The 26522-nt window shown below is 62.9% G+C and carries 29 protein-coding genes; 12 read left to right on the top strand and 17 right to left on the bottom strand.

Annotation, left to right across the window (positions count from 1 at the left end; all coding sequences use genetic code 11):
- Positions 1–311: 311 nt before the first annotated feature.
- The 3 genes from glpX to HFP57_RS08320 all read right to left on the bottom strand — a co-directional run bounded on the left by glpX (position 312) and on the right by HFP57_RS08320 (position 3196).
- Complete coding sequence (glpX, locus tag HFP57_RS08330) at positions 312–1289, bottom strand: class II fructose-bisphosphatase (RefSeq protein WP_176869346.1); 978 nt, start codon at positions 1287–1289, stop codon at positions 312–314.
- A 93-nt stretch (positions 1290–1382) separates the two neighbouring features.
- The gene (locus tag HFP57_RS08325) at positions 1383–1892 is read right to left on the bottom strand and encodes an asparaginase domain-containing protein (protein WP_176869345.1); all 510 of its coding nucleotides are present in this window, start codon (positions 1890–1892) and stop codon (positions 1383–1385) included.
- Positions 1889–3196, bottom strand: coding sequence for a homoserine dehydrogenase (locus HFP57_RS08320; RefSeq protein ID WP_176869344.1), 1308 nt, complete (start codon positions 3194–3196; stop codon positions 1889–1891). The genes HFP57_RS08325 and HFP57_RS08320 overlap by 4 nt, the downstream gene beginning before the upstream one ends.
- Positions 3197–3268: 72 nt before the next feature.
- Between HFP57_RS08320 and HFP57_RS08315 the strand changes: the two genes are divergently transcribed.
- Both HFP57_RS08315 and HFP57_RS08310 read left to right on the top strand, forming a co-directional pair.
- Entirely contained in the window at positions 3269–4063 is a 795-nt protein-coding gene (locus tag HFP57_RS08315) for an NTP transferase domain-containing protein (RefSeq protein ID WP_218135098.1), read from the top strand.
- The gene (locus HFP57_RS08310; RefSeq protein WP_176869342.1) at positions 4063–4863 is read left to right on the top strand and encodes an NTP transferase domain-containing protein; all 801 of its coding nucleotides are present in this window, start codon (positions 4063–4065) and stop codon (positions 4861–4863) included. Before HFP57_RS08315 ends, HFP57_RS08310 begins: the two co-directional genes overlap by 1 nt.
- Here the strand turns inward: HFP57_RS08310 and HFP57_RS08305 are convergent.
- The 7 genes from HFP57_RS08305 to HFP57_RS08275 all read right to left on the bottom strand — a co-directional run bounded on the left by HFP57_RS08305 (position 4860) and on the right by HFP57_RS08275 (position 10025).
- On the bottom strand, positions 4860–5912 hold the full coding sequence (locus tag HFP57_RS08305) for an alkane 1-monooxygenase (RefSeq protein WP_176869341.1): 1053 nt from the start codon (positions 5910–5912) through the stop codon (positions 4860–4862). The two genes, HFP57_RS08310 and HFP57_RS08305, sit on opposite strands and share 4 nt — an antisense overlap.
- 57 nt (positions 5913–5969) lie before the next feature.
- Positions 5970–6443, bottom strand: coding sequence for a hypothetical protein (locus HFP57_RS08300; RefSeq protein ID WP_176869340.1), 474 nt, complete (start codon positions 6441–6443; stop codon positions 5970–5972).
- Between the two features lie 86 nt (positions 6444–6529).
- A complete protein-coding gene (locus tag HFP57_RS08295) occupies positions 6530–7144 on the bottom strand; it encodes a 2-hydroxychromene-2-carboxylate isomerase (RefSeq protein ID WP_176869339.1) in 615 nt (204 codons plus the stop codon).
- Between the two features lie 126 nt (positions 7145–7270).
- Positions 7271–7966: a glutathione binding-like protein gene (locus tag HFP57_RS08290; protein WP_176869338.1), complete on the bottom strand. Its 696-nt coding sequence runs from the start codon at positions 7964–7966 to the stop codon at positions 7271–7273.
- Between the two features lie 180 nt (positions 7967–8146).
- On the bottom strand, positions 8147–8566 hold the full coding sequence (locus HFP57_RS08285) for an acyl-CoA thioesterase (RefSeq protein ID WP_176869337.1): 420 nt from the start codon (positions 8564–8566) through the stop codon (positions 8147–8149).
- Entirely contained in the window at positions 8563–8742 is a 180-nt protein-coding gene (locus tag HFP57_RS08280; RefSeq protein WP_176869336.1) for a hypothetical protein, read from the bottom strand. The genes HFP57_RS08285 and HFP57_RS08280 overlap by 4 nt, the downstream gene beginning before the upstream one ends.
- An 83-nt stretch (positions 8743–8825) precedes the next feature.
- Positions 8826–10025, bottom strand: a complete 1200-nt coding sequence (locus HFP57_RS08275) for an LL-diaminopimelate aminotransferase (protein ID WP_176869335.1) — start codon at positions 10023–10025, stop codon at positions 8826–8828.
- 63 nt (positions 10026–10088) lie between these two features.
- Between HFP57_RS08275 and HFP57_RS08270 the strand changes: the two genes are divergently transcribed.
- From HFP57_RS08270 to clpS, 4 genes are all read left to right on the top strand, one after another.
- The gene (locus tag HFP57_RS08270; RefSeq protein WP_176869334.1) at positions 10089–10451 is read left to right on the top strand and encodes a VOC family protein; all 363 of its coding nucleotides are present in this window, start codon (positions 10089–10091) and stop codon (positions 10449–10451) included.
- 86 nt (positions 10452–10537) lie between these two features.
- Positions 10538–12328 carry a PHA/PHB synthase family protein gene (locus tag HFP57_RS08265; protein WP_246263522.1) on the top strand — a complete coding sequence of 597 codons (1791 nt, stop codon included), beginning with the start codon at positions 10538–10540 and terminating at the stop codon, positions 12326–12328.
- A gap of 173 nt (positions 12329–12501) precedes the next feature.
- Positions 12502–13113 carry a phasin family protein gene (locus tag HFP57_RS08260; RefSeq protein WP_176869332.1) on the top strand — a complete coding sequence of 204 codons (612 nt, stop codon included), beginning with the start codon at positions 12502–12504 and terminating at the stop codon, positions 13111–13113.
- A gap of 164 nt (positions 13114–13277) precedes the next feature.
- Entirely contained in the window at positions 13278–13637 is a 360-nt protein-coding gene (clpS, locus tag HFP57_RS08255; protein ID WP_176869331.1) for an ATP-dependent Clp protease adapter ClpS, read from the top strand.
- A 4-nt stretch (positions 13638–13641) separates the two neighbouring features.
- Here the strand turns inward: clpS and HFP57_RS08250 are convergent, their stop codons facing one another.
- Entirely contained in the window at positions 13642–14520 is an 879-nt protein-coding gene (locus tag HFP57_RS08250) for a sulfotransferase (RefSeq protein ID WP_176869330.1), read from the bottom strand.
- 220 nt (positions 14521–14740) lie between these two features.
- Between HFP57_RS08250 and murA the strand changes: the two genes are divergently transcribed.
- Together murA and HFP57_RS08240 are read left to right on the top strand one after the other, a co-directional pair.
- Positions 14741–16021: a UDP-N-acetylglucosamine 1-carboxyvinyltransferase gene (gene murA, locus HFP57_RS08245; protein ID WP_176869329.1), complete on the top strand. Its 1281-nt coding sequence runs from the start codon at positions 14741–14743 to the stop codon at positions 16019–16021.
- 174 nt (positions 16022–16195) lie between these two features.
- Positions 16196–16447, top strand: a complete 252-nt coding sequence (locus tag HFP57_RS08240; protein ID WP_176869328.1) for a hypothetical protein — start codon at positions 16196–16198, stop codon at positions 16445–16447.
- Between the two features lie 67 nt (positions 16448–16514).
- Here the strand turns inward: HFP57_RS08240 and HFP57_RS08235 are convergent, their stop codons facing one another.
- From HFP57_RS08235 to HFP57_RS08225, 3 genes are read right to left on the bottom strand one after another with little or no spacing between them, the layout of a single operon-like run.
- Positions 16515–17786, bottom strand: coding sequence for a DUF445 domain-containing protein (locus HFP57_RS08235; RefSeq protein WP_246263519.1), 1272 nt, complete (start codon positions 17784–17786; stop codon positions 16515–16517).
- Positions 17783–20863, bottom strand: a complete 3081-nt coding sequence (locus tag HFP57_RS08230) for an efflux RND transporter permease subunit (protein WP_176869327.1) — start codon at positions 20861–20863, stop codon at positions 17783–17785. The genes HFP57_RS08235 and HFP57_RS08230 overlap by 4 nt, the downstream gene beginning before the upstream one ends.
- A gap of 9 nt (positions 20864–20872) precedes the next feature.
- Positions 20873–22081: an efflux RND transporter periplasmic adaptor subunit gene (locus HFP57_RS08225; RefSeq protein ID WP_176869326.1), complete on the bottom strand. Its 1209-nt coding sequence runs from the start codon at positions 22079–22081 to the stop codon at positions 20873–20875.
- A 228-nt stretch (positions 22082–22309) separates the two neighbouring features.
- Between HFP57_RS08225 and HFP57_RS08220 the strand changes: the two genes are divergently transcribed.
- The gene (locus HFP57_RS08220; RefSeq protein ID WP_176869325.1) at positions 22310–23035 is read left to right on the top strand and encodes an SIMPL domain-containing protein; all 726 of its coding nucleotides are present in this window, start codon (positions 22310–22312) and stop codon (positions 23033–23035) included.
- 70 nt (positions 23036–23105) lie between these two features.
- Here HFP57_RS08220 and HFP57_RS08215 read toward each other — a convergent pair whose 3' ends face one another.
- The 3 genes from HFP57_RS08215 to HFP57_RS08205 form a co-directional block, all read right to left on the bottom strand.
- The gene (locus tag HFP57_RS08215) at positions 23106–23369 is read right to left on the bottom strand and encodes a GlsB/YeaQ/YmgE family stress response membrane protein (RefSeq protein ID WP_176869324.1); all 264 of its coding nucleotides are present in this window, start codon (positions 23367–23369) and stop codon (positions 23106–23108) included.
- A 224-nt stretch (positions 23370–23593) separates the two neighbouring features.
- Positions 23594–23893, bottom strand: a complete 300-nt coding sequence (gene sciP, locus HFP57_RS08210) for a CtrA inhibitor SciP (RefSeq protein ID WP_176869323.1) — start codon at positions 23891–23893, stop codon at positions 23594–23596.
- 111 nt (positions 23894–24004) lie between these two features.
- Positions 24005–24523, bottom strand: coding sequence for a hypothetical protein (locus tag HFP57_RS08205; protein ID WP_218135097.1), 519 nt, complete (start codon positions 24521–24523; stop codon positions 24005–24007).
- Between HFP57_RS08205 and mnmA the strand changes: the two genes are divergently transcribed.
- The 3 genes from mnmA to HFP57_RS08190 all read left to right on the top strand — a co-directional run bounded on the left by mnmA (position 24477) and on the right by HFP57_RS08190 (position 26522).
- Positions 24477–25586: a tRNA 2-thiouridine(34) synthase MnmA gene (mnmA, locus tag HFP57_RS08200; RefSeq protein ID WP_176871216.1), complete on the top strand. Its 1110-nt coding sequence runs from the start codon at positions 24477–24479 to the stop codon at positions 25584–25586. The two genes, HFP57_RS08205 and mnmA, sit on opposite strands and share 47 nt — an antisense overlap.
- Complete coding sequence (locus tag HFP57_RS08195) at positions 25586–25969, top strand: hypothetical protein (protein ID WP_218135096.1); 384 nt, start codon at positions 25586–25588, stop codon at positions 25967–25969. Before mnmA ends, HFP57_RS08195 begins: the two co-directional genes overlap by 1 nt.
- A 163-nt stretch (positions 25970–26132) precedes the next feature.
- Positions 26133–26522: a MerC domain-containing protein gene (locus HFP57_RS08190; protein ID WP_246263517.1), complete on the top strand. Its 390-nt coding sequence runs from the start codon at positions 26133–26135 to the stop codon at positions 26520–26522.

Genomic DNA, 26522 nt, shown 5'->3' with positions numbered 1-26522 from the left:
GAGATCGCTGTTGAAAGCGAAGGTTTCCGCGTCTCCACTGGCGCAGGACAACGCCAGAATGAGGGCCAGCATAGCCACGGGAATACGGACGGACGCTCGGTTCATACGAGCTCTCCTCTGACAAGCTTTGCCGGAAGCCGAAAGAGGTATTACGACAGCTTTCGTGATCGTTCAACCACCACTGCAGCGAAAGATCGTTCGGTTGGGCGCAATCCATGGTGATCCCGGGGCGATGGCGGGGCATCGGGGCGTCACCAAAAAACGACAGAAACTGGCTTCCCGGTTTTCCGATTTGAGGGCGTACGGCGCCGCTATGCTTTGTGATGCTCGCCCTTCACCCAGCGGACCGTCCCCGATGATGCGCGCATTACGACGCTCTCGGTGGTCATGCAGCCCTTGCGCAGACGCTTGACGCCGTCCAGCATCGAGCCGTCGGTCACGCCGGTCGCGGCGAAGATGACGTCGCCCTTGGCAAGCTCTTTCAGCGAATAGATCCGGTCGAAATCCTCGTCCGGAATTCCCCATTTGCGCGCCCGCGCTTTCTCGTCGTCATTGCGGAAGACGAGCCGGCCCTGGAACTGGCCGCCGACGCAGCGTAGCGCCGCCGCGGCGAGCACGCCTTCGGGTGCCCCGCCCTGGCCCATATAGACATCGATCGTCGTATCCTCGTCGGTCACCGCGATCACGCCGGCGACATCGCCGTCGGGGATCAGCTGCACGCCGCAGCCGATCTCGCGCAGTTCGGCGATCAGCGCTTCGTGGCGCGGGCGATCGAGGACGCAGGCGATGATTTCGTTGGGTTTGACGCCCTTGGCCTTGGCGATCGCCGCGATATTCTCGGTCGGTGACTTGGACAGGTCGATTGTCCCCTTCGGATAGCCCGGGCCGATCGCGAGCTTGTCCATATAGGTATCGGGCGCGTTGAGCAGGCATCCCTGTTCGGCGATAGCCAGCACGGCAAGCGCATTGGCGCCGGCCTTGGCGGTGATCGTCGTTCCTTCGAGCGGATCGAGCGCGATATCCACCTTGGGCGCGCCCTTGGCCGCGCGGCCGACTTTCTCGCCGATATAGAGCATCGGCGCTTCGTCGCGCTCGCCCTCGCCGATAACGACCGTTCCGTCGAAATCCAATCCGTTAAAGGCCTCCCGCATTGCCTCCACCGCCGCGGCATCGGCCGCCTTTTCGTTCCCGCGTCCGATCAGGCGCGAGGCGGCGATCGCCGCCGCTTCGGTTACGCGGACCATTTCGAGAACGAGCACGCGATCCAGTACTTCGCTGGGCTTCGGCATTATCCGGTCATCCTTCAGTCCTGTTTTCGGCGCGATAGGCCAGCGTCATGACATTGTCGAGAATGGCATCCCGGATTCCCCCGGCGATCGGCTTCATTCATCGACGAAACGCCCCGCCGCGCGATCCTTCCGTGCCGTGGCGGGATCGAAAATCCGGCCGTTCATCGCGACATAAACGCCGAAAGGCAGTGATTGCGCCGCTGCGAGCGCGAAGCCGACATTGAATTCGGCGTCGCTATGCTTGAGCGTGGCCGGTTGCAGCGCGCCGGTCAGGACAATCGTTTTGCCGGCAATGCCGTCAAGCTCCCGCGCCGTATCGACCATCGTGTCCGTCCCGTGCGTGATCAGGATGCGGCCGGAGCCGCTTTCCTCGACGGCCGCCCGGATAACCGCCCGATCCTCATCGGTCAGCTCGAGGCTGTCCTTGCGCATCAGTTGTGTCACGCGGTGCTCGCACTGGACATTATTTCCGGCCAGTATGTCGGCGACCGCGGTGGGGCCGACCTGATATTCGGAAAGCGCATCGAAATAGACCTTGTCGATCGTCCCGCCGGTCGTGAAAATGTCGATGGCTTCGCTCGTCACAGCAGGGGCTTTCCTCATAAATCCAGGATATGCATCAGCATCGGATCGCCGGCCAGGCTTTGCGATCCGCGGAGCCTCTCGAGCGCGTCGGCGACGCAGCGTTCGGGCCCGTCATGGGTGACCATGATCAGATTGACGATATCGTCGCTGTCCTCGGTCGGTTCCGCGCCGCCGCGCTGGATCATGCTTTCGATCGAGACATTGGCGTCGCGCATCGCCGCCGTGATTTCGGCCAGCACGCCCGGCCGGTCATGCACTGCAAAGCGCAGATAGGCGCGGCCCCGCCGTTCGCCCGCATCGACGGGCCCGGTTTCGGTGAGGCGCGCGAACGGCATCGCGAAGGCCGGTCCGTATTCGCCGCGCGCGACATCGATCAGGTCGGCGACGACGGCGCTGGCGGTCGGGCCCTCGCCGGCGCCCGCACCTTCGAAGAAAAGGCGGCCCACGAAATTGCCTTGCGCCACGATGGCATTGAGCGACCCTGCGACATGGGCGAGCGGATGGCTGCGCGGAACGAGGCAGCAATGAACGCGCTGGAACAATTTGCCGCCGCTCGCTTCGGCGGTGCCGACCAGCCGCACCTTGAAGCCAAGCGCCCGCGCCTCGGCGATATCCTCGGCGATGACCGCGCGTATGCCGTCGGTCGCGACCGCATCGAAATCGAGCACCGTACCGAATGCAAGGCTCGCGAGAATGGCGAGCTTGTGGGCAGCATCGATACCGTCGATGTCGAAGGTCGGATCGGCTTCCGCATAGCCGAGCGCCTGCGCCTCGGCGAGCACCTCGGCGAAATCGCTGCCCTTCGCCTCCATTTCGGTGAGGATGTAATTGCAGGTCCCGTTCAGGATCCCGTAGACCGACGTGATGGCGTTGGCTGCCGCGCCCTCGCGCAATCCCTTGATCACCGGGATCCCGCCCGCCACGGCCGCCTCATATTTGAGCGCTACCTTTGCCTTTTCGGCGGTTTCGGCCAGTTCGAGGCCGTGATGCGCGATCATCGCCTTGTTCGCGGTGACGAAGGATTTGCCGGCGTTCAGCGTATTGCGCGCGAGATTGAGCGCCGGGCCGTCCGATCCCCCGATCAGTTCGGCGACCACATCGACATCGTCGCGTGCCGCGAGCGCATCGGGATCGTCTTCCCAGGCGAAAGGAGCAAGATCGACGCCGCGGTCGCGGCTGCGGTCGCGCGCCGATACCGCCACGACCTCGATCGGCCGCCCGGCCCGCCGCTCGATCAGCTCGCGATTCTCGTCGAGCAGTTTGATAACGCCCGCTCCGACGGTTCCCAGTCCGGCCAGCGCCACGCGCAAAGCTTCGCTCATTTCGTTCGCCCTTTAACTCGTGCAGGGGAGGCCTTAATTGTGTCCCGGTTCAAATGCTACCGGACAAATATGATGACCGAACACCCGGCCCCGACCATCCTCGTGCTTGCGGGCAAACGCGATGGCAAGCTCGATCCGCTCGCAGAACGTGCGGGGGTCTGCCACAAGGCCGTCGTCCCGATCGGCGGGAGGCCGTTGATCGGCCATGTCCTGGCAACGTTGGAACAGGCGTGGGCGGACGCCCGCATCATCGTCTCGATCCACGATCCCGCGATCCTCGAACAGGTTGAAGAGGTGCAGCGGCTCCGGGCGGCCGGGCGGCTCGAAATGGCGAAGGCCCAGCACGGCATCGTCGAAAGTGTCGAGGAAGCGTCCAAGCGTGCCGAATGGCCGCTGCTGATCACGACCGGCGACAACGCCCTGACGACCGGGAATGCGCTTAGAGCGCTCCATGCACATGGCATGGATGCCGGCGCGGACGTCGTGCTCGGCCTGGCGCGGCGCGAGGATATCCAGGCGGCACATCCGGACGGCCAATATGGCTTCTACCAGTTCAAGGATATGGCGATCTCGAACTGCAACCTCTTCTGGCTGCGCGATCCGCGCGCCTTTTCGGCGGTCGAGGCCTTCCGCAGCGGCGGCCAGTTCTTCAAGAACCGGAGCCGGATCATCAAGGCGTTCGGGCTGATGAACCTGATCCGCTTTCTGCTCAAACTGGAAACGGTGGACGGGGCGATGGAACGCCTTTCGAAACGGTTCGGCGTGAAGGTCGTCGCGCATCGCTTCGAAGATGGGCGGCTCGCCATCGATGTCGACAATGAGCGGACCTATCGCGTGACCGAGGAATTGCTGGAGGCGGCTATATAATGACGGCTTCCGTACCGACGATCCTGGTTCTGGCCGGGAAGCGCGACGGCGCGCTCGATCCGCTTGCTGACCGCGCGGGGGTCAGCCACAAGGCCGTGATCCCCGTGGCCGGGAAGCCCTTGATCTCCCATGTTCTCGGCAGGATCGAGGAGGCGTGGGATGACGCGAAGATCATCGTCTCGATACATGACGCCCATGTTCTCGATCACGTCGCGATCGTCAGGCGATTGCGCGAGGCGGGACGGCTGGAGATCGTCGAGGCGCAAGGCGGCTTGGTGGACAGCGTCGACGCCGCGGCGCGGACCGCCGAGTGGCCGCTCCTCATCACGACAGGCGACAATGCGCTGGTAACGGTCGATGCGCTTCACACGATCAATGCGGTCGGGGACGAGAGGGGGGCGGACGCCGTGATCGGCGTCGTCAGCCGCGAGGCGATCCAGGCGGCCTATCCCTACAAGCAGAAGGGCTTTTACGAGTTTCGCGATGTAGCGATCTCGAACTGCAATCTTTTCTGGCTCCGCGATCGGAGGGCCTTGGCGGCGGCCGAACCGTTTCGCGGCGGCGGTCAGTTCGCCAAGCGCAAGGGGGAGCTGCGACGCGCGTTCGGGCTCATGAGCCTGATCCGCTTCCGGTTCAAGATGGACACTCTCGACGGCACGATGCGGCGGCTGTCCCGGCGCTTCGGGGTTCCCATGGCAGCCTATCTGTTCGAAGACGGCCGGCTTGCGATCGATGTCGACAATGAAGAGAGTTTCCGGGCGACCGAGGAATTGATGGCCGCAGACGCAAACAGCGCCTAGCCCGCGCGGTTTTCGAACGCGGCGAGCTCGCGGTCCATGACCCGGAACCATAGCGGCGGGATCGTCGCGAGCATGATCATCCCGGCCAGTCCGTAGGGGAATTGCGGTACGTCGTCATAATGGCGCAGCTTATAATAGGGCCGGTTGGACTGGTAGTGATGGTCCGAATGGCGGCCGAGGTTGAACATGTTGATGTTCGACAGGATATGGCTCGAATTCCAGCTATGCTCGGGTTTGACCCGCGAATAGCGGCCATCGGGCAGTTTGGTCCGCTCCATGCCGTAATGTTCGGTATAGTTGATTGTCTCCAGCGCGATGATCGCGACCGCGCCTTGGACGATGAACAGAAGCAGGCTCAACGGGCCGATAAACAACCCGATCGCGATCATCAGGGCGATCGTGACGCCCCACCAGACCAATATGTTGTTTTGTCCGGAGAAGGCCGGCAGGCCCTTGCGCGCCAACCGTTCCTTTTCGAGGTTCCAGGCGCTTCGCAATCCGCCGATAATCGTCCGCGGCAGGAAGGCGTAGAGCGTTTCTCCGCGCCGCGCGGTCGCCGGATCTTCGGGTGTGGCGACGCGGACATGATGGCCGCGGACATGCTCGATTGCGAAATGCGCATAGCTGACGAGCGAGAGCAGCAGAAAGGCGAGCTGCCGCTTGTTCTTGCTGTTGCGGTGCATGAGTTCGTGCGCGGTGACGATGCCGACGAACCCCCCATATTCGCCCATCAGCAAGGCGAAGGCGGCGAATTCCCACCAGGTCAGCGGGGTCACGGAAACCGCCCATAACGCCCATCCGACCAGCAGGATGAAGGACGCGGCGGTTAGGTAGAGGATCAGATCGTAGCGGTCGACCGTCCGGCGATCGATCTGCGCGATCCGCGCATCGGACGGCCAGCGCGATTCCCCGATCAGCCGCTCGGCGAAGGGCAGCACGAAATAAAGCGCCAGCACCATCGCGACCAGCCACAGGCCGCCGGCGTAGAAGCCGGCCACGATGGCGAGGGCCGAGAACAACCCGATCATATAGGCCAGTTGATACCGCATGGTGCCAATATAGGCGCCTGCCGCGCCGGTGACAATTTGCCCTGGCTGCGGCCCGCCTCAGTTCGTGCCGTCGGTATCGATGCTGATCGTCACGCCGCGCCCGTCATCGCCTTCGATACGGAAGCTGCGCTGATTGTCGCCCGATGCCGTCTCGACGATCCGCCGCTCGCCGTCCGCCGTTTCGCCGCTCGCCTCTTCGCTTTCGGCCGTTTCGTTTTCGGACGCCGTCGCTTCTGCCGTATCCGCTGCTTCCGCATCAGCGGTTTCGTCAGCCGTTTCGTCGGCCGGGGCCTCGGCGTCGGCGGTTTCACCGTCGTCGCGGAAACCGGCGCGAACCTCGTCGCGGATGGCGTCCCGGATCGCATCGCGGGCTTCGTGGATGTCTTCCCGGTCGCCCATGACGGTCACCTGGACGGGATCGTCGTTCCAGTCGCCGGCATTCCAGGCGATCGCGGCCAGGACGATGGCGCCGCCGATGTAAAGCGCCCGTTTTCGGCGCGGGTCGGGCTCGGGGGTGTGGTCGGAAGTCACGGTAAAATCCTTGTCTCTGTCCGGCTATTCTATAGCAGGCGCGCGGCAAATCAAAGGTGTGTTTGTCGAATAATACACCTGATTCATCAATTGGCGTTCCGGATCGCCCGCCTGACGAGGGGCAACTGGTCGTTGCCGAAATACATGTCGGTGCCGTCGACGAAGATCGAGGGCGATCCGAAGCCGCCGCGTTCGATCACCTCGTCGGTATTGGCGCGCAGTTTCCGCTTGAGCGGATCGGTCTGCGTTTGGGCGACGAGCGCGGCCCCGTCCATGCCGATGCCGTCGGCGATCGCGGCGAGTATATCGGGCTCGTCGAGATTCTCCTGTCGGTCGAAATAGGCCGAAAAAGCGGCTTCTGCGAAGCGGACGAGCGCCGCCTGATCGTCTTCGAGCGCGCAACAGGCGCGCATCGCATGTACGCTGCGCACCGGATGCCAGGGCGCGGGAAAGTTCAGCGGCAGGCCGGACCAGGCGGCCCAATCCCGAAGGCTTTTCGCATAGTGGCGCGCCTTGGGGCCTTTGCTGTCCTCGCGCGCGGTATAGACCGACTTGTTGACCGCATTGAAGACGCCGCCGACGAGGAAGGGGCGCCAGGTGACCTCGGCCCCGGTCTCGGCGAGGATCGGCCGGATATTGTGGAAGGCGAGATAGGTCCAGGGGCTGGACAGATCGAAGAAGAATTCGACTTGGGCGGTCATGCTATAGCTCTTTTCCGTATTTCCTTGTTCGTCACCCCGGACTTGATCCGGGGTCCAGGGCGGCAGGCGATATGGCTTTTGGCCCTGGATTCCGGATCAAGTCCGGAATGACGATTGTGTGTTTACTCAGTCCTTTTGCTCTATCCCGAACAGGATTTTTGCGGCTTGCGCCTGCTGCTGCGGATTGCGGTTGATACGGTCGCGGCCGAGATCCATGCCCCGGCGCAGCGCCTCGCGCTGTTTGAGCTGTTCGTACCAGCGTTTCACGTTCGGAAATTCGGCCAAGTCGATCTCCTGGCGCTTATAGGTCTGGATCCAGGGGAAACAGGCCATGTCGGCGATACTGTAATCGGCGCCCGCGACATAGTCGTTGTCCGCCAGCTGGCGGTCGAGCACGCCGTAGAGCCGCTTCGCCTCGCGCGCATAGCGGTCGATGGCGTAGGGGATGTGCTCGGGCGCATAGAGTTTGAAATGGCCGTGCTGGCCGAGCATCGGACCGAGACCGCCCATTTGCCACATCAGCCATTGCCGTACCTTGGACCGGCCGACCGGATCGAAGGGCAGGAACTGGCCGGTCTTTTCCGCGAGATAGACGAGGATAGCGCCGGTTTCGAACACCGCATGCGGTTCCCCGTCGCCGAGCGGCTCATGATCGACGATGGCGGGAATGCGGTTGTTGGGGCTGATCGCGAGGAATTCCGGCGCGAACTGCTCGCCGACGCCGATATTCACCCATTTTACGGTGTAGGGCAGCCCACACTCCTCGAGCATGATGCTGATTTTCCAGCCATTGGGCGTCGGCGCGAAATAGAGATCGATCATGCCGGCGCCTCGCCGTCAGGTTGACACTGGTTGACACCGGCAGGGGTTTTCGCTGGCCACCAGGCCTTTGAAAAACAACTATTATGCGGTTTCGTGTGTGACCTTTCGCCCGGCAGTATCAGCGTCCCTCTCCGGCATTGCGCTTATCTGTTCTCGGCGCCGACTCTCCCAGCCCGCATCCTATTTTGCAAGCAGGCGCGCCCGCGCATGGTCGGGGATCGGCATCGGCTTTCCATTGTCCAGATCGACATGGACATGGACGAGTTCGATTTGCGCGCGCAAATCGTCGTCCCCGCCCTTTTTGTTGTTTTGGCCGTAAAGATCGATCTGCGTCGTGACGCTGCTGGTGCCGATCCGCAGGGTTTCGGCGGTGCCGTCTATCTCCTCGTCGGCCCGGATCGGTTGTTTATATTCGACGACGGCTTTCACGACATGGAATTCCAGCGCCTCATCGCCGCTGAAATGCAGGTCGATCGCCCGCCAATATTCGGTGAGGATCAGGTCGGCATATTCGAGATACCGCGAATTGAAGACGACCGACTGCGGATCGACCTCGGAATAGCGGACGCGGAAACGGTGGGTGAAGGGTTGGTCTGTCATTTTCTATTTTTCATATTATCCGTAAATTGCATAACCGCCCAGAAGGCGAAAAAGGCGACAACCGGGATCGAACAGATCACGACCAGATAAAGCATATGAAATCGGTCTTGGTTCGCTTCGCAATTGGCGTCTTCGCCGCAATCGCCCATGACCAAACCAAACGCCAGCATCAACATGAACAAGCTGGCCGCACAGGCAACAAGATACCCCGCTACGGAAGAGGCCCGTGACGGAGGTCGATAGTCGTTGTTGAAGGGCACTAGGTGCCCGCGCTGTTGGACCGGAAACCGTCGAGATATTTCTTCACGCCGCGCGCCGCCTGGCGGATGCGCTGTTCGTTCTCGACGAGCGCGATGCGGACAAAGCCTTCGCCTTCCTCGCCGAAACCGACGCCGGGGCTCACCGCGACGCCGGCATGGCGGAGCAGTTCCTTGGAAAATTCCATCGCTCCCATATGCGCGCATTGCTCGGGGATCGGGGCCCAGGCGAACATGCTGGCCGGCGGAGGGGGCACGTCCCAACCCGCCCGGCCGAAGCTTTCGACGAGCACGTCGCGGCGCGATTTGTACATGGCGCGGACTTCGTCGATATGGTCCTGCGGGCCGTTGAGCGCGGCGGTCGCGGCGACCTGGATCGGGGTGAAGGCGCCATAATCGAGATAGGATTTGACCCGGGTCAGCGCGCTGATGAGCTTTTCGTTGCCGACCGCAAAGCCCATCCGCCAGCCCGCCATGCTGTAGGTTTTCGACATCGATGTGAATTCGACCGCGACATCCTTGGCGCCCGGCACCTGCAGCAGCGAGGGCGTCGGCTCGTTGCCGTAATAGATTTCGGCATAGGCGAGATCGCTGATCACCCAGAGCTTATGTTCGCGCGCGAAATCGACGACCTTCGCGTAGAAATCGAGATCGGCGACATAGGCGGTCGGGTTGGACGGATAGCCGATGACCAGCACCGAGGGCTTGGGGACGCTGTAGCGCAACGAATAATCGAGGCGGGTGAAGAAGTCCGGCCCCGGGGCGGCGGGGATCGAGCGGATCGCGGCGCCTGCGATGATGAAACCGAAGGTGTGGATCGGATAGGAGGGGTTGGGCGCGAGCACGACATCGCCGGGCGCGGTGATCGCCTGGGCGAGATTGGCGAGGCCTTCCTTCGAGCCGAGCGTGACGACGACCTCGCTTTCCGGATCGATATCGACGCCGAAGCGGCGCTGATAATAGGCGGCCTGGGCCTTGCGCAGCCCCTTGATCCCCTTGGACGCCGAATAGCGGTGCGCGGTCGGATCGTTGGCGACTTCGCACAATTTGTCGATGATATGCTGGGCGGGCGCCGAATCCGGATTGCCCATGCCGAGATCGATAATATCCTCGCCCCGCGCGCGCGCCGCCGCCTTCATCGCGTTCACTTCGGCGAAGACATAGGGCGGCAGGCGGCGGATGCGGTAGAAATCGTCGGTCATGGCGCTTTCCCTATACGCATTGGGCGGCCATTGTCATTGGCAATATCGCAAGGAGGGTTCGGGATGGATTTTTCGCTCAAAACAAAGATCACCACTCCGCGATTGGCCGAAACGCGCGAATATTATGTCCAGGTTTTCGGGATGGAGGTCGCGGAGGAATGGGACAGTCCCGACGACAAGGGCGTCATCCTCGTTTTTTCGGATGGCAAGGCCGAGGCGCTTCTCGAAATTTATGACGGCCCGAACGCGCATGATTTTTCGGGTCTCAGCCTACAATTCAAAACCGGAGACCTGGATGCCTTCACCGCCGATCTCGACGCCGATATCGAAAGGCGCGGCCCCGTGCCCCGGCCCTGGGGGTCGACCTATCTCTATCTGACCGATCCCAATGGTATCGCGATCATCGTGTATGAAGGCGGACTTTGACGATTGGCGGGTTGTTTGCGTGCGCGCATAGGATAGGCTGATCGGCGGAAGGAAAGGCGAGTATGGCACAGGACACGGATAGCCCGATGGCGAGCTCCCATATGCCGACGTTGGAGGACATGCAGCACTGGACCGGCGTGCTCGGCCGGGCGCAGCAGATGATGCTCGAATATGCGGCGACGCAGATGCAGCGCGCCGGCGAGGAGGGCCAGGAGAAGCTCGCCGAGGCCGTGCCGACGCCCGACCAGCTTCCCGCCATGTTCCCCGGATTTCCGACGATGACGCTCGATCCCAAAAAATTCGCCAAGGCGCAGAGCGATTTCTGGGAAGACAGCCTCAAGCTCTGGACACGCTTCCTCAATCCGGGGGGCGAGGGCGAGGACGGCGAGGATGCGCCCAGGGCGAAAGACCGCCGCTTTTCCGCGCCGCAATGGCAGGACAATCCGATCTTCGACATGATCCGGCAAAGCTATCTGATGATCGCCGATCATATGCTGCGCAGCGTCGATGCGATCGACGGCGTCGATCCGAAACAGAAGGAAAAGGTCCGCTTCGCGACCCAGCAGTTCGTCGACGCGATGAGCCCTAGCAATTTCGCGCTGACCAACCCGCTGGTCCTGGAAAAAGCCGTTGAGACCAAGGGGCAGAGTTTCCTCAAGGGGCTCGAGCATATGCTCGCCGATCTCGACAAGGGGCAGTTGACGCACACTGATCCCGACGCGTTCAAACTCGGCGAGAATATCGCGACGACGCCGGGCAAGGTGGTCAAGGAAACCCCACTCTACCAGTTGATCCAGTATGAACCGACGACGAAAAAGGTGTTCGAGACGCCGCTGATCATCTTTCCGCCCTGGATCAACCGCTTCTACATCCTCGATCTCAACGAGAAGAAGAGCTTCGTCCGCTGGGCCGTCGCACAGGGTATCACCGTCTTCATGGTGTCGTGGAAATCGGCCGACGAGAGCATGGCCGACGTAACGCAGGACGATTACATCATCGGCGGGCAGGTCGATGCGATCAACACCGTGCGCGACCTGCTCGACGTCCCGTCGGTCAACGCGATCGGCTATTGCGTGGCGGGCACGACCCTGGCGATGACGCTCGCCTGGCTTGCGGCCGAGGGCGAGGCTGACAAGGTGGCGAGCGCGACCTTCTTTACCGCCCAGGTCGATTTCAGCGACGCGGGCGATCTCAACCTCTTCATCGACGATATCCAGGCGAAGCTGATCGAGCAGCTGGGAGAGGGCCAGGGCTATCTCGACGGCCGCTATATGGCCGCTACCTTCAACCTGCTGCGCGGGCGGGACCTGATCTGGAACTATGTCGTCAACAATTATCTGCTGGGCGAGGACTATCCGGCGTTCGACCTGCTGCACTGGAACGGCGACACGACCAACCTGCCGGCCAAATGGCATCAGGACTATCTGCGCGACTTCTATCGCGACAATAGACTGGTCGAGCCGGGCGGGTTGTCGGTGGACGGCGTGCCGGTCGATCTGACCAGGGTGGAGACGCCTGCCTATGTCCAGGCGGGCCGCGAGGACCATATCGCGCCGCCCGAAAGCGTGTGGAAGATTACCGAGCATTTTGCCGGACCGCTCAAATTCGTGCTGGCCGGGTCCGGCCATATCGCCGGCGTGGTCAATCCGCCCGATGCGAAGAAATACCAGTATTGGACGAACCGGAAGCGCGCCGACACGCTCGACGACTTTGTCGCGGGCGCGAAAGAAACGCCAGGAAGTTGGTGGCCGGACTGGCTCGACTGGCTGGCCGGACATTCTGGCGAACAAGTCGCGGTAAAGGGTGCCAGGAAGCCCGGAAAAGGCAAGCTGAAAGCGCTGGAAGACGCGCCGGGAAGCTATGTAAGAACCCGATAACCTGGGCTTTTCTTCCGTTATTACAATTACAAGCGGCCCCCTGACCGCCTGCGGCGAACCGTTTGCCGAATGCGCTATGCTGCAGTGCACAAAAAATGCTTGCAATTTCGAATCGGTTCCTATATTGTGCACTGCAACATAGAGATTGAAACAGATTTTACGGAGCCACCCGAATGACGACGACTACGAAGACTGCCGCCAAGGCGAAAGCCGGCCCGGCCAAGAAAACTGCCGCGAAAAAGACGGCGACCAAGAAAACTGTGACGAAAAAGGCTGCGGCCAAGCCCGCCGCCGCGAAGAAAGGAACGATGATGACGAATGCAGCTGAAAAAGCACAGGACAGCGTGAAGAAGACCGCCGAAGCCGCCACCGAGCGCGCCAAGGAAATGTTCGGCGACATCAACGAACGCGCCAAGACCGCGATGGAAAAGGGCGGCGAAGTCGCTCGCGAACTCGGCGAGTTCAACAAGGGCAATGTCGAAGCCATGGTTACTTCGGCCCGCATCGCCGCCGAAGGCACCGGCGAAATCGCTCGCGAAGCCGCCGAGTTCGGCCGCCAGCGTTTCGAAACCCTGACCAGCACGGTCAAGGAAGTCGCCGCCGCCAAGTCGCCGACGGAAGTCATGCAGATCCAGGGCGATTACGCCAAGAACGCTTTCGAAGCGATGGTTCAGGAAGGTTCGAAGATGAGCGAAGCCTGGCTGAAGCTCGCCGGTGATGTCGCCGAGCCGATCTCCAACCGCTTTGCGGTTGCCGCCGACAAGGTGAAGCAGGCCACCGCCTAAGCTTCCGCCTGAACGCGAATAAAAAGGGGCCGCTCCGCCACATGCGCGGGGCGGCCCTTTTCGTTGGGGCTGCGATGCCGCGCCCGGCGTTCAGGGACGAATAACCTTTTTGCGCGATACCAACCCCTTGCTTCGTGCCGCACTGATACGATATTCTTGGGACCATGCTCGACAGCGACGTAATCCTGGCCTCTGGCGACGATGAAGATCGTGACGACGAATCCGGCGGGACCGGGCTCGGCGTTGCAACCCAGACGCGCACGCGCACGAAGAAACCCTCGCCCTACAAGGTGCTCATGCTCAACGACGATTTTACGCCGATGGAATTCGTCGTGCTCGTGCTGCAGCGTTTTTTCAGCATGAATATGGACGATGCGACGCGCGTCATGCTGCACGTCCATCAGCGGGGCGTCGGGGTGTGCGGCGTGTTCAGCTACGAAGTCGCCGAGACCAAGGTCAACCAGGTCATCGATTTCGCCCGCGAGAACCAGCATCCGCTGCAATGCACGCTGGAAAAGGCCTGATCGGTCAGCTGGCCCAGCGCTCGGGGAGCGCGTCGCCGAACCGGTCGCGGCAATAGGCGTAGACGGGCGACAGCACCTCTTCCGCGCGTTCGCGCTGCTCTCGATTCATGTGCTGCACCGCCGGAGAATGCGCGAACTGCGTGCCGAAATCGGCCGGACGGCGTGCGATACCGATAAAATCGGAAATCGCGTCGACGGTCCGTTGCTCGAACAGATCTTCGAAGAAGACGATTGAAAATTCCTCTGGATCGACAACCGATTCGATCGTTTCGACGATCGTATCGTAGCGGAAATTGTGGACTTCCAGCCTGCGTGCGAGTCCCCGGTCGAAAAACAGCTCATAGTCGACCTTATTGCCCAAGCCCCGGATATGACGGAGCACCGAGTCCAGCCGCGCCAGCGGATCGCGCAATGTCAGCAACAGCCGTATCCTGGGATGATGGGCGCGGATCGCGGCGAAGCCATCGGGCGTCAGTGCGCAATAGCTTGGCGAAATCTCGCCGAACGCCCGATGGGCCGGCTTCGCGCGCGTCTTGTAAAATCGGCGATAGCGGCCGGCCCCTTCCGACATCCGTAACGCCTCGCGGAGTTGCGACAGATATTCGCGCCAATGCGGCTGATCGGCATATTCCTGATTGCCGGCGATCCGTTCGATCTGCCGGGTCAAATGCCGCTTATGGATGCCCCGGTTCCGGCAATGGTGACGGGCGGAAAAATAGTGCGTTTCCTTGACCGGCGATCCGTAAAATTCGGGGTGGCGGAGCAGATAGTTGTAGAGCCACGTCGTGCCGGTCTTGGTCGGCCCCAAGCCGAGGAACATCGTCTTTTCGGCGAACAGGATATCAGGCGCTTCAGGCAGCGTTCGGCGAAACAACTTTCGCAACGGACCGTTATGCACTATCGGCATGGCCGAAGGCAGTGGATGGAACCGGCCCGGACTCGCCGGTAGAGGCCAGTGCTCGTATCTCCCATCGCGCCATAGTGATCGCCCCATCCCGTATCGCGACCCAGCCTATCATAGCGCCGGGGGTTCCCAAAACTGTCCGCGCCGGCGAAGCGAGTCCGAGATTGGCAAAAAATGCGCCGCCCGTTATGAGCCCTTCATGGACAGTATCGTAATCCGCGGCGGCAACAGGCTTGCTGGTACCCTGCAAATCTCCGGCGCCAAGAACGCCGTTCTCACCCTGATGCCCTGCGCGTTGCTGACGGACGAGGCGCTGTGCCTCGAAAATCTGCCGCGGCTCGCCGACGTTGACAGCTTTATGCACCTGCTCAATCAGCATGGCGCGTCGACGATGCTCGAAGGCGGCCATAACGGGGGCGGGCGAAAAATGACAGTGAAGGCCGCGGCCATCGCCTCGACCGTCGCGCCCTATGATTTCGTCCGCAAGATGCGGGCCTCGATCCTCGTGCTGGGGCCGCTTGTGGCGCGCGCGGGCGAGGCGACGGTATCGATGCCGGGCGGCTGTGCGATCGGCAACCGGCCGATCGACCTGCATTTGAAGGCGCTCGAAGCGCTGGGCGCGGAGATCGAACTCGCGGCCGGCTATGTGAAGGCCCATGCGCCCGATGGCGGCCTCAGGGGCGGAACGATCTCCTTCCCCTTCGTTTCAGTCGGCGCGACCGAAAACGCCCTGATGGCGGCAGCGCTCGCCAGCGGCGAGACCGTTATCGAGAATGCGGCGCGCGAGCCCGAAATCGTCGATCTCTGCAACTGCCTCGTCGCGATGGGCGCCGAGATCGAAGATATCGGCAGCGACCGGCTGGTCGTCCATGGCAAGGACCGGCTGCACGGCGCGACCTACAGCGTGATGCCGGACCGCATCGAGGCGGGCAGCTATGCCTGTGCCGCTGCGATCACCGGCGGCGAGCTGATGCTCAAAGGCGCCCGCGCGTCCGATATGCCCTCGATCATCGCCGGACTACGCGATGTCGGGCTGGAGGTGGACGAGCGCGACGATGGCGTGAACGTCGCCGCCAACGGCCGGCTGCATCCGGCAACGATTTCGACCGCCCCCTTTCCGGGTTTCCCGACCGATATGCAGGCGCAGTTCATGTCGATGCTGACGCTCGCTGCGGGCACCAGCATGTTGACCGAAACCATCTTCGAGAACCGCTACATGCATGTGCCCGAACTCACCCGCATGGGTGCCGACATCGAGGTTCGCGGACGCACGGCCGTCGTGAAGGGCGTCGACGGACTGGTCGGCGCCAATGTCATGGCGACCGACCTGCGCGCGTCGATGAGCCTCGTCCTCGCCGGGCTTGCCGCGAAGGGCGAGACCAAGGTGCTGCGCGTCTATCATCTCGATCGCGGTTACGAGCGACTCGAGGAAAAGCTGGGCGGCGTCGGCGCGGATATCGAGCGCGTCAGCGAGGGCTAGGCCCAGGTTACAGGTCGTTACGCGGCGGACCGACCGGTTTCCGCTATCGACGGCCGGTTTTCCCGCCGCTGTGCACCGTGTTTACGGCTCCCGTCATCGCACGGGCGTTGGCGAGGACCGGCGATCCCCGCAGGGAGTCGCGAGCGGGCGGGCCTAACGCGAAGGACTCCTCCAATGCAGAACCACAAACTCATCCTGCCGGCCGTCATGGCCATGGCGATCGGCGTCACTCCCGCGCTCGCGGACAGTCAAGAAAGCGCCGAGGGCCAGCAGGTGCCGCCGCCGACGATCGACACGAACGGCGACGGCACGCCCGATGCCTGGGATCGCGACGGCGACGGCCGGCCCGATGCCTGGGACCGCGACGGCGACAATATGCCCGACATGGTCGACGACGACGGAGACGGCGAACCCGACGAAATGTAGGCCGGTCCGCCCGAGCCGCTATCTTCCCTCCTGTGCCGCCGCGTCCCCCGCGGCGGCATTTTTTTGCTCAGACGATCGTGATGATCGTGTGGATGGTCAGGCCGACCAGACCGCCGACCAGGGTGCCGTTCATCCGGATATATTGGAGATCGCGGCTGACCGCGTTCTCGACGCGCGCGGTAATCGTTTCCGCGTCCCAGCCTTTGACCGTATCGGACACCAGCCGGACGATGCTGTCGCCATAGTCGGCGACGGCGCCCACCGTTGCGCGGCGCGCGAAACTGTTGATCGCGCGCTTCAGTTCGGGGTCCTCCTGCAACGTCCGGCCGAGTTCGTGCAGGGCTTCGCCGAGCCGGCCTTCCATCGCCCGATCGGGATCGCGCGCGGCGCGCAGCAGCGCTTCGCGCGCTTGCTCCCAGAGCCCGTCGAGCCAGTCGGTGATCGCCGGATTGTCAATCATCTCCAGTTTGAAATGCTCGACGCGCGCCTGGATCTCCGTGTCGTGCTGGAGATCGAAGGCGAGCCGGACGAAGCCCTCATTCGCCTGGCTGCGCAGCGGATGGTAGGGATCGCCCTCCATCTGCACGAGCAGCCGGCGCAGCCCGTTGATGATCGCGTCCGACAGCCGGTCGTCGATCGCCAGCCAGCGCATGAAATTATTGGCGCGTTCATAGACCATGGCGCGGACGATCTCTTCGTTCGAATCGAGGATATTGGCGGCCCAGCGCACGATGCCGTCGATGATCGGAATGTGGCGGTCCTCCCGCATGGCGGCCTCGATCGACTGGCCGAGCAACGGCGCGACGTCGAGCTCGCGCAGCCGGTTGGCGATCATCGTCTTGGTCGTGCCGCCCAGCTTCTCGTCGTCGAGATTTTCGAGGATCATCGCGAAAAGTTTCGACGCGCCCTGCCGCATCCGGCCCTCGCCGCCGGCGGGATCGGTAAGGAAGGCGCCGATCGCCCCCGCGACGTCGAACCGCTTCATCCGCCGGGCGACGATCGAGGGCGTCAGGAAATTGTCCTTGAGGAACCAGGCAAGCTGTTCGCCGATCCGGTCCTTGTTCTTCGGCACGATGGCCGTGTGCGGGATCGGGATGCCCATCGGATGGCGGAAGAGCGCCGTCACGGCGAACCAGTCGGCGAGCCCGCCGACCATCGCCGCTTCGGCGAAGGCGCGGACGAACCCCCAGGCCGGATGCGCTTCCTCCATATTGTGCGCGAGGACGAAGATCCCCGCCATGAGGAACAGCATCGCCGTCGCCGTCCGGCGCATGGCCCGTCCGCGGTCTTCGGTCGAGTTGAACCGGCTGACGGGCCGGGCGTTGTCAGGCGACGTCATTCGGCCGGCTGGATGGTCGCTTTTTCATCGTCGCCGGGCTTGTAGGTCAGCGCCCGTCCGAAGAAGCGCCGCAGCCGTTTCTCGATGCTGTCGGCGAGGCTGAAACAGGCCGGTACGATAACGAGCGTCAGCACGGTCGACAGGATCAGGCCGCCGATCACCGTCCAGCCCATCGGTGCCCGCCACGCGCCGTCGCCGGTCAGCGCCAGCGCCGTCGGGATCATCCCGGCCGTCATGGCGACCGTCGTCATGACGATCGGCTGGGCGCGCTTGTGACCTGCATCGATGATCGCCGTATCCTTGTCGACGCCCTTGTCCATCTCCTCGATTGCGAAATCGACGAGCAGGATCGAGTTTTTCGCGACGATGCCGAGCAGCATCAGCAGGCCGATGAACACCGGCATGGAGAGCGGCTGGCCGACGAGGTGGAGCGCGATGGCGCTGCCCAGCGGCGCGAGGATCAGCGATCCCATATTGACGAGCGGCGCCATGATCCTGCGGTAGAGCAGCACCAGCACCGCGAATACGAGCAGCACTCCGGAAAGCACGGCTACAAAGAAGTTGAACAGCATCTCCGCCTGCCATTCTTCCGGCCCGGCGATGACGCGATTGACGCCCGGCGGCAGGTTGTCCCAGAAGGGCAGGGCGTTGATTTCGGACATGGCATCGCCCGTCACCAGGCCCGGTGCGAGATCGGCACCGACGACAATGCGGCGTCGCTGGTCGTAGCGGCGGATTTCGGTCGGGCCGGAGCCGAAGCCGATATCGGCGACAAGGCGCAGCGGGACAGAACCGCCATTGGCGGTCGTCACGGGCAGATTTTCGATCGTTGCGAGATCGCGCCGCGACTCCTCGGCCAGTGCGACGCGGATCGGGATTTGCCGGTCGCTGAGCGAGAAACGCGCCGCATTCTGGTCGATCTCGCCCTGGGTCGCGATGCGGATGGCGCGGCTGAGTTCTGCCGTCGTCACGCCAAGATCGGCGGCCAGATCGAGCCGTGGCGTGACGACGATTTCAGGCCTCCGGAGATCGCCGTCGATGCGCGGCGCGATGATCGTATCGAGCTCACTCATCTGGCTGACGAGTTCGTCGGCGGCCGCATCGAGCACGTCGGGATCGTCACCGCCGATGACCATCGAGATATCGCGGCCGCTGAACCCGCCCTGCTGCGACTGGAACGTCACGCGGGCATCGGGAATGGCGCGCAGTAGCGGCGCGGTTTCCCGCTCGAACTCGGTGCTCTCGCGTTCGCGATCGTCGCGCAGCGTCATGAAGATACGCCCGCTGCCCGGCTCGATCCGCTGGAAGGCGGTGCGCACTTCAGGCTGTTCGCGCAGGATCGCGGCGACCTGATCCGAAACCCGTTCGGTTTCCTCGAGTGTTGTGCCTGGCACCATCTCGATATTGACCCGGCTGAAATCGTCGTCGGTCTCGGGCTGGAAGGTGATCGGCAGGGTGTAGAAGGCGATGACCGTCGCGATCAGCGCACCGCCGCCGCCGAAGATGGCCGTTTTCCAGCGATGAACGAGCGACCATTTGAGGAGCGCCATGTAGCGATCCATGACCGGCCCTTCGCCATGTTCGCGCACGCCTTCGGCCCGCAGGAAATAGGCAGCGACCAAGGGTGTTATGAGCCGCGCCACCGCAAGGCTCATCAGCACCGCGACCACGGTTGTGAGGCCGAACTGGATGAAGAACTGGCCGGAGATACCTGGCATCAGCGCGACCGGCATGAACACGGCGACGATCGCCATGGTCGTCGCCAGCACGGCGAGGCTGATTTCCTCGGCCGCGTCGATCGACGCCTGATAGCTGGATTTGCCCATCCGCATATGGCGGACGATATTCTCGATCTCGACGATCGCGTCGTCGACAAGGACACCGGCCACCAGACTCAGCGCCAGCAGGCTGATGAAATTGAGCGTGAAGCCGAACAGGTCCATGAACCAGAAGGTCGGAATGGCGGACAGCGGAATGGCGATCGCCGAGATCAGCGTCGCGCGCCAGTCGCGCAGGAAGAACCAGACGACGATGACCGCCAGGATCGCGCCCTCGATCAGTGCCATCATCGCGGATTCGTAATTCTCCCGCGTATATTCGACCGTGGTGAACAGCCGGGTGAACTGCACGCCGGGATTATTCTCCTCGATTTCGGCGAGAACGCGCTCGGCTTCGTCATAGACGGTGACGTCGGAGGCGCCCTTCGCGCGTTCGATGCCGAAGCTCAGCACCTGGCGATTGTTCATCTTGGAGAGCGACCGCTGCTCGCCGTAGAGATCGCGGACCTCCGCGATATCGGCCAGCTTGACCGTCCGCCCGCCGCCCAGCGCGATATCGGTCTGGCCCAGCTCATAGGCGGTTTCGGCGTTGCCGAGCACGCGGACCGATTGTTCGGATCCGGCGACTTCGGCGCGGCCGCCGGCGGCGTTGAGATTGACCGCGCGCAGCTGCGCATTGACCTGGCTCGCCGTGATACCCAGCGATTGCAGCCGTGCGGGATCGAGGATCACGCGAATTTCGCGGCTGACCCCGCCACCGCGGTCGACCGCCGCCATGCCGTCGATCGAGAGCAATTGCCGCGCAACCGTATTGTCGACGAACCAGCTCAGTTCCTCGAGAGTCATGTCGACATTCTCGACGGCGAAATAGGCGATCGTGCCGCCGCCGTTGATTTCAACGCGGACGATCTGCGGTTCGAGAATGCCTTCCGGAAGATCGCCGCGGATCTGCGCGATCGCGTTGCGGACATCGTTGACCGCCCGATCGACCGGCGTGCCGATCGTGAACTCGATGAAAGTCCGCGAATTGCCCTCGTTGACGAACGAAGACAGTGTGTTGACGCCGCTGATGTTCCGCACCGCCGCTTCGACGCGCTGGGTAACCTGGTTCTCCAGCTCCGTCGGCGCGGCGCCGGGTTGCGCGATAATCACCTGAACGGCCGGGAAATCGACTTCCGGGCTGTCATTGACGTCGAGCCGGGCGAAACTGACGATTCCGGCCAGCATCAGCCCGAGAAACAGCACGAGCGGCGGCGTCGGGTTCTTGATCGCCCAAGTCGATACGGTGCGGAAACTCATCAGTGGCTCCTAGCTCTCGTCATCCCGGGACATGCGTTGCGGGATGACCTCGTCGCCCGGATTGAGGAACGCGCCCGCCGACCGCACGACCCGCTCATCGCCCTGCAGGCCCTCACGGATGGTAATGCCCGTGCTGCCCACCGAGCCCACGGTAACATCGCGGCGCTCGACGATATTATCCTCATTGATAATATACACATAATTGCCGTCGCTGTCGCTCTGGACCGCCGATTCCGGCAGCATCGGCGCGTCGATCGAGCCGCTGACGATCTCGGCGCTGGCGAAACCGCCCGGCCGCAGGCCTTCCTGATAGGACAGCGCGATGCTCGCCGTGCCCTGCCGGCTTTGCGCATCGATCGTCGGCGAGAGCTGCCAGATCTGGCCTTCGTAGCGATCCGTCGTTCCGACCGGTGTGATCGTCGCCTGCTGACCGACCGACATCCGAGAAAGATCGGACTCCGACACCTGCGCGTTCATTTCCATTTCGCCACCCTGCGCCAGGACAAAAAGGGCGCCACTGCCGGCGCTTACCACCTGGCCGGGTTCAGCGTTGCGTTCGAGTACCAGGCCGGGTGCCGGGGCCCGGATGGCCAACCGGCCGGCCCGCGCGCGCAATTCGTTCAGTTGCGCGGCGGCCACATTGACCCGCGCCCGTTCCGCATCGCGCGTTGCCGTCAACCGGTCGATATCGGCCTGGCTGATAAATCCGCGTTCGACGAGCTGGAGCGAGCGATCGAGATTGGCCTGCGCCAGCGCCAGATTCGCGCGCGCCACTTCAAGCTGAGCAGAGGCCGAGCTGACCTGCTGGGACTGGACCGAACTTTCGATTGTCGCCAGCACCTGTCCGGCGCCGACCCAGTCGCCGGCATCGACCATGACGCGCGCGATCTGGCCGCCTTCGCCGGCCACGCCGACCGGCATCGGCCGGCGCGCGTCGAGCGTGCCGCTGGCCGAAATCGTGTTCGATATCGCCTGCGATCCCGGCACGATCACGGTGACGGTCGGCAGAACGCGCGCCGGGCCGTTTTCGCCCGCGGCGACACCGGCATTTTCGCCCGCGCCGCCCTGGAACATGAAATAAGCGGCCAGAATCACGAGCGCGCCGACCACGGTGCCGATGATAATGAACCGCCGCCGCCGTTCGCGCCGCCGTTCTTCTTCCTCGAATTCGCTCATCTGCGCGGTCTGCTCCTCCGCGAAGCGCTGTTCAACGTTCATATCTGCCACCTTGGCCAAACTCCGGAATCCTTCACTGTCATGCTGTATTACATGAATATAACACAAGGCTCAAGCCGGAACTGAATCTGCGGTTCGTTTGCGTTTTTTGCAGTGCAAAATCAAGGTTGACCGCCGTAGGGATTCGACCGTTCATCGAAGCGAAACCCATAGTCTGCTCGGTACGGAAGAACGCATTTTACACCAACGCACTATTCTGGGAGCCTAACGATGAGACATATGATTTTCGGCTTGGCCGCGGCCTGCGCGGCAGTATCGCTGGGATCGGCGGCATCGGCGCAGATTGCGATGCCCATGCCGGCCATGGAGGGGACGCGGCTCGATATCGTAGCCACCGGCGAGTCGCGCCAGACGCCCGATATCGCGGTGATCAATGCGGGCGTCGTGACCGAAGCGCCAACCGCTGCGGCGGCGCTTGCCGAGAACAATCAGCGGATGCGAAGCGTTTTTCGCGCGCTGACCGCCGCCGGTATCGAAGAGCGCGATATCCAGACCGCGTCGATTAACCTGAATCCGCGCTACGATTATTCGGACCGCAGCGAACCGCGGTTGCTCGGCTATACGGCCTCGAATCAGCTGAGCGTCCGCTTCCGCGAGATCGAGAATGCGGGCACGATACTCGATGCGCTGGTGGCCCAGGGTGTCAACCAGATCAACGGGCCCAGCCTCCAGATCGACTCGCCGGATGCGGCGATGGATGAGGCGCGGCGCGATGCAATCCGCAAGGCGCGCGAACGGGCGGAGCTTTACGCAGACGCCTTGGGCATGCGGATTGTACGGATCGTTGCCGTCAGCGAAGCCGGTGCGGCCCGTCCGCCGATCATGGTGGCGAACCGCGCGATGGCGATGGATGTCGCGGAAGAGTCCGGCGTGCGGATCGCGCCGGGCGAGCAGCGGCTGACGGCCAATGTTTCGGTGACGTTCGAACTGCAATAACGGCCGATCGAAAAAAAGGGGCCCGGCGCGAACGCGCCGGGCCCCTTGGCTGTTCAGCTGGGTCTTTGGCTTAACGTACGCGCCCGCGCTGGATGAGGTTCATGATCATCAGCAGGACGACGGCGCCGATGAACGACATCAGCAGGCCGATCGGCGACCAGGACGTGAGGGTGGCACCGACACCGAAAAATCCGCCGATGAAGCGCCCGAGGAACGAGCCGATGATGCCGACCACGATATTCCAGAAGATGCCCATCGATGCGTCGCGGTTCATCACGATGCTGGCGAGCCAGCCGATGATGCCGCCCACGACGATTGCGATAATGATACCCATATTTGCGTTCCTCCCGTTGCCGCGCCCTCACCGCGAAGGCGCGTTTCGACATATGCCCTAGTTACGCGCGGTAACGAGCATTCGTTCCGGCGGGGCGATTATTATATGTCGGGCTGGACGCTAGCCTTTCGGGCCGGAAAAACAAATTCCCCGGCCGCCGACGGAGATGGCGACCGGGGAATCCGTTGCTCGCTGGCGGCCGCTGCTCGGCCGTGCGACAATATCTAGTATTTCTGCTGGCGTTCGTAGAGCGACTTGTAATGCTGGATACGGGTCACGCGAAGGCCGGGCATGCCGGACCGGTCGATCGCCCGCTGCCAGCTGGCAAATTCCTCTACGGTCAGATCGTAGCGCTCGCAGGCCTCGTCGACGGTCAGCAGACCGCCATTCACCGCGGCGACCACTTCGGCCTTGCGGCGCACGACCCAACGGCGGGTCGAGGGCGGCGGCAGCGAGTCCATCGTCAGCGGCTCGCCCAACGGGCCGATCACTTGCGCCGGTCGTATCTTCTGGTTCTCGATCATTCTTTCCTCAATGGGATCAGGCGATCCTTGCTTGGTCGTCAGCATTACGATGAACGCCTTATAAGCAAAGCTCGCTGAAAGAAGCCTAAAATGCCAAGGTAAACAGGCATTTTACCAATCCTTCTTTTCGGTTAGCGGGATGTGCGAAATCGGCACTGCGGGATTAAAACATCCCTTCAGAGCCTGCCCCTGCCCCATGACTTCCAGACCTTCGCTGCGCGGCCGCGGCGCAAATAGCGCGATCAGCGATTCCGTGGCAGCCATTTGCCGGTCGCTGCCCAAGGCGAGCCGCGTCGCAAGCCTGCCAGTCGGCTGTGCGGCCTGTGTGGCGGCCACGAAGGCAACAAGGGCGCGAAAGTCCGGCTGGATGCCGCCCGCCGCGTCCATGCGATTGCCAAATGGAGTGAAAGTCATGTCCATGGACAAGGCTAATAGGGAAGAAGGTTGAAAACGTGGTAAAGGCGCAGGCAACGCTTTGGTGAGGATTTCCGCCGCGAAAGGCGGATCGTGGTTAGCCAAACGTAAATCCGCGACGGATTGCCCTTTGCGTGCGACGCTACGAAACACTAAATGAACCTGCATGATGAACGCCGATTTCCAGCTGGCCCGTCCGGCGGGCGAAAGCCGCATCGTCGTCGCCATGTCCGGCGGCGTCGATTCCTCGGTCGTCGCCGCGCTCGCCGCGAAGACGGGCGCCGAGGTGATCGGCATCACCTTGCAGCTTTACGATCATGGCGAAGCGACCGGGCGCACGGGCAGCTGCTGCGCCGGGCAGGATATCCGCGATGCCAGGGCCGTCGCCGAAAAACTGGGGATCGCCCATTATGTTTTCGATTATGAGTCGCGGTTCCGGGAATCGGTGATCGACGATTTCGCGGACGAGTATATGGCGGGCCGGACGCCGATCCCGTGCATTCGCTGCAACCAGAGCGTGAAATTCCACGACCTGCTCGGCATGGCGCGCGATCTCGGCGCGGATTGCCTCGCGACCGGCCACTATGTACGCCGGGTAATCGGCGAGCAGGGCCCCGAACTGCATCGCGCGCTCGATCCGGCGCGCGACCAGAGCTATTTTCTGTTCGCGACGACGAAGGAGCAGCTCGACTATTTGCGTTTTCCGCTCGGTGGCATGCCGAAGGCCGAGGTCCGCGAGATCGCGAAGGAACTCGGCCTTGCCGTCGCGCTCAAGCCCGACAGCCAGGATATCTGTTTCGTGCCCGACGGCGATTATGCGAAGATCGTGAAGAAGGTGCGGCTCGAGGCTGGCGAGGGCGGCGAGATCGTCACGCGCTCAGGCGAAGTGCTCGGCGAGCATAAGGGGCTCATCCACTATACAATCGGCCAGCGGCGCGGCCTCGAAATCGGCGGCCAGCCCGAGCCGCTCTATGTCGTGCGACTGGAGCCGGAGACGCGGCGCGTCGTCGTCGGGCCGAAATCGGCGCTGGCGGTCCGCGCCGCGCGGATCGAGGATCTGAACTGGCTGGGTGACGGTTTCGGGGGCGAGATGACGGCCAAGGTCCGCTCGCTGGCGAAGCCGGCGCCCGCGCGTTTCGATGGCGAAACGGTGATCTTCGATGTGCCCGAATATGGCGTGGCGCCCGGCCAGGCGGCGGTGCTTTATGCGGGCGACCGCGTCATAGGCGGCGGCTGGATCGCCGAAACGATTGCGGCCGAAGCGGCGCTGGCGGCTTGATGCGGTTCGCACGCTGGATCTTCGGCATCGCCGCGGTCTGGGGCATCGCGGTCATCGCGCCGCTCTATTTCCTCGAAAGCTCGATTTCCGATAATGCGCCGCCGGCCATCACGCATCCCGAATATTATTACGGTTTCGTCGGCGTCGTTCTGGCCACGCAATTTCTCTATGCGCTGATCGCCACCGATCCGGTGCTCTATCGCCCGGCGATGCTGATCGGCATCTTCAGCAAGCTGTCCTTTTTCGGCGCCTGTACATTGCTCTACTTCGCCGGCCGCGTCGAAGCGCCGGTGGCAGCGGCCGCCGCACCGGACCTGCTGTTCGCGCTGCTGTTCGGCTGGGCCTGGCTGATAACCGGCAGAGCGTCCGGCACGGCAAGATAGAGACCGTGGTTCCCGTTCATGGTTCGCTGGTCTCACCGTTTCGGCCATCGCGGATCGCGGACATCCAAGACGCGGGCGTATCGCACGCATTTTCGTCGCCGATCACTGGACATATGCTTCACGACATCTATGTTATGTTGTATCATTAAGGGTGGAGGATATGGTGGCTGGCCGAACACGCACTGGTCATGACTGGATGGAGAGTATCGCGATTGGCGCATCGCTTTTGTGTATCGTTCATTGCCTGATCCTGCCGGTGGCGGTCGCCCTGCTGCCCGCGCTTGCCGCTTTCGTCGCGCTGCCCGAGACGCTGCATATCTGGCTGCTTGGCTTTGTTGTACCGGTGGCCGGCATCGTCTTGTTGTCCGGTTATCGGGTTCATCGCGACAATCGGCCGCCAGTCGCGGGAGCTGCCGGCCTCGTCCTGCTGGCGCTCGCGGCGCTGCTGTTTCCGGAAACGGTCCTTGATATGGTCCTCTCGACGGTCGGCAGTGTGCTGCTCGTCGGTGCGCATCTGCTGAACTGGGCGTACCGGCATGGATGCCGCCGCTAG

Source organism: Parasphingopyxis algicola, from assembly GCF_013378075.1.
Classification (GTDB): Bacteria; Pseudomonadota; Alphaproteobacteria; order Sphingomonadales; family Sphingomonadaceae; genus Parasphingopyxis; species Parasphingopyxis algicola.
Note: the sequence above shows the minus strand (reverse complement) of the source record. Positions and strands in the feature narration are given on the sequence as shown.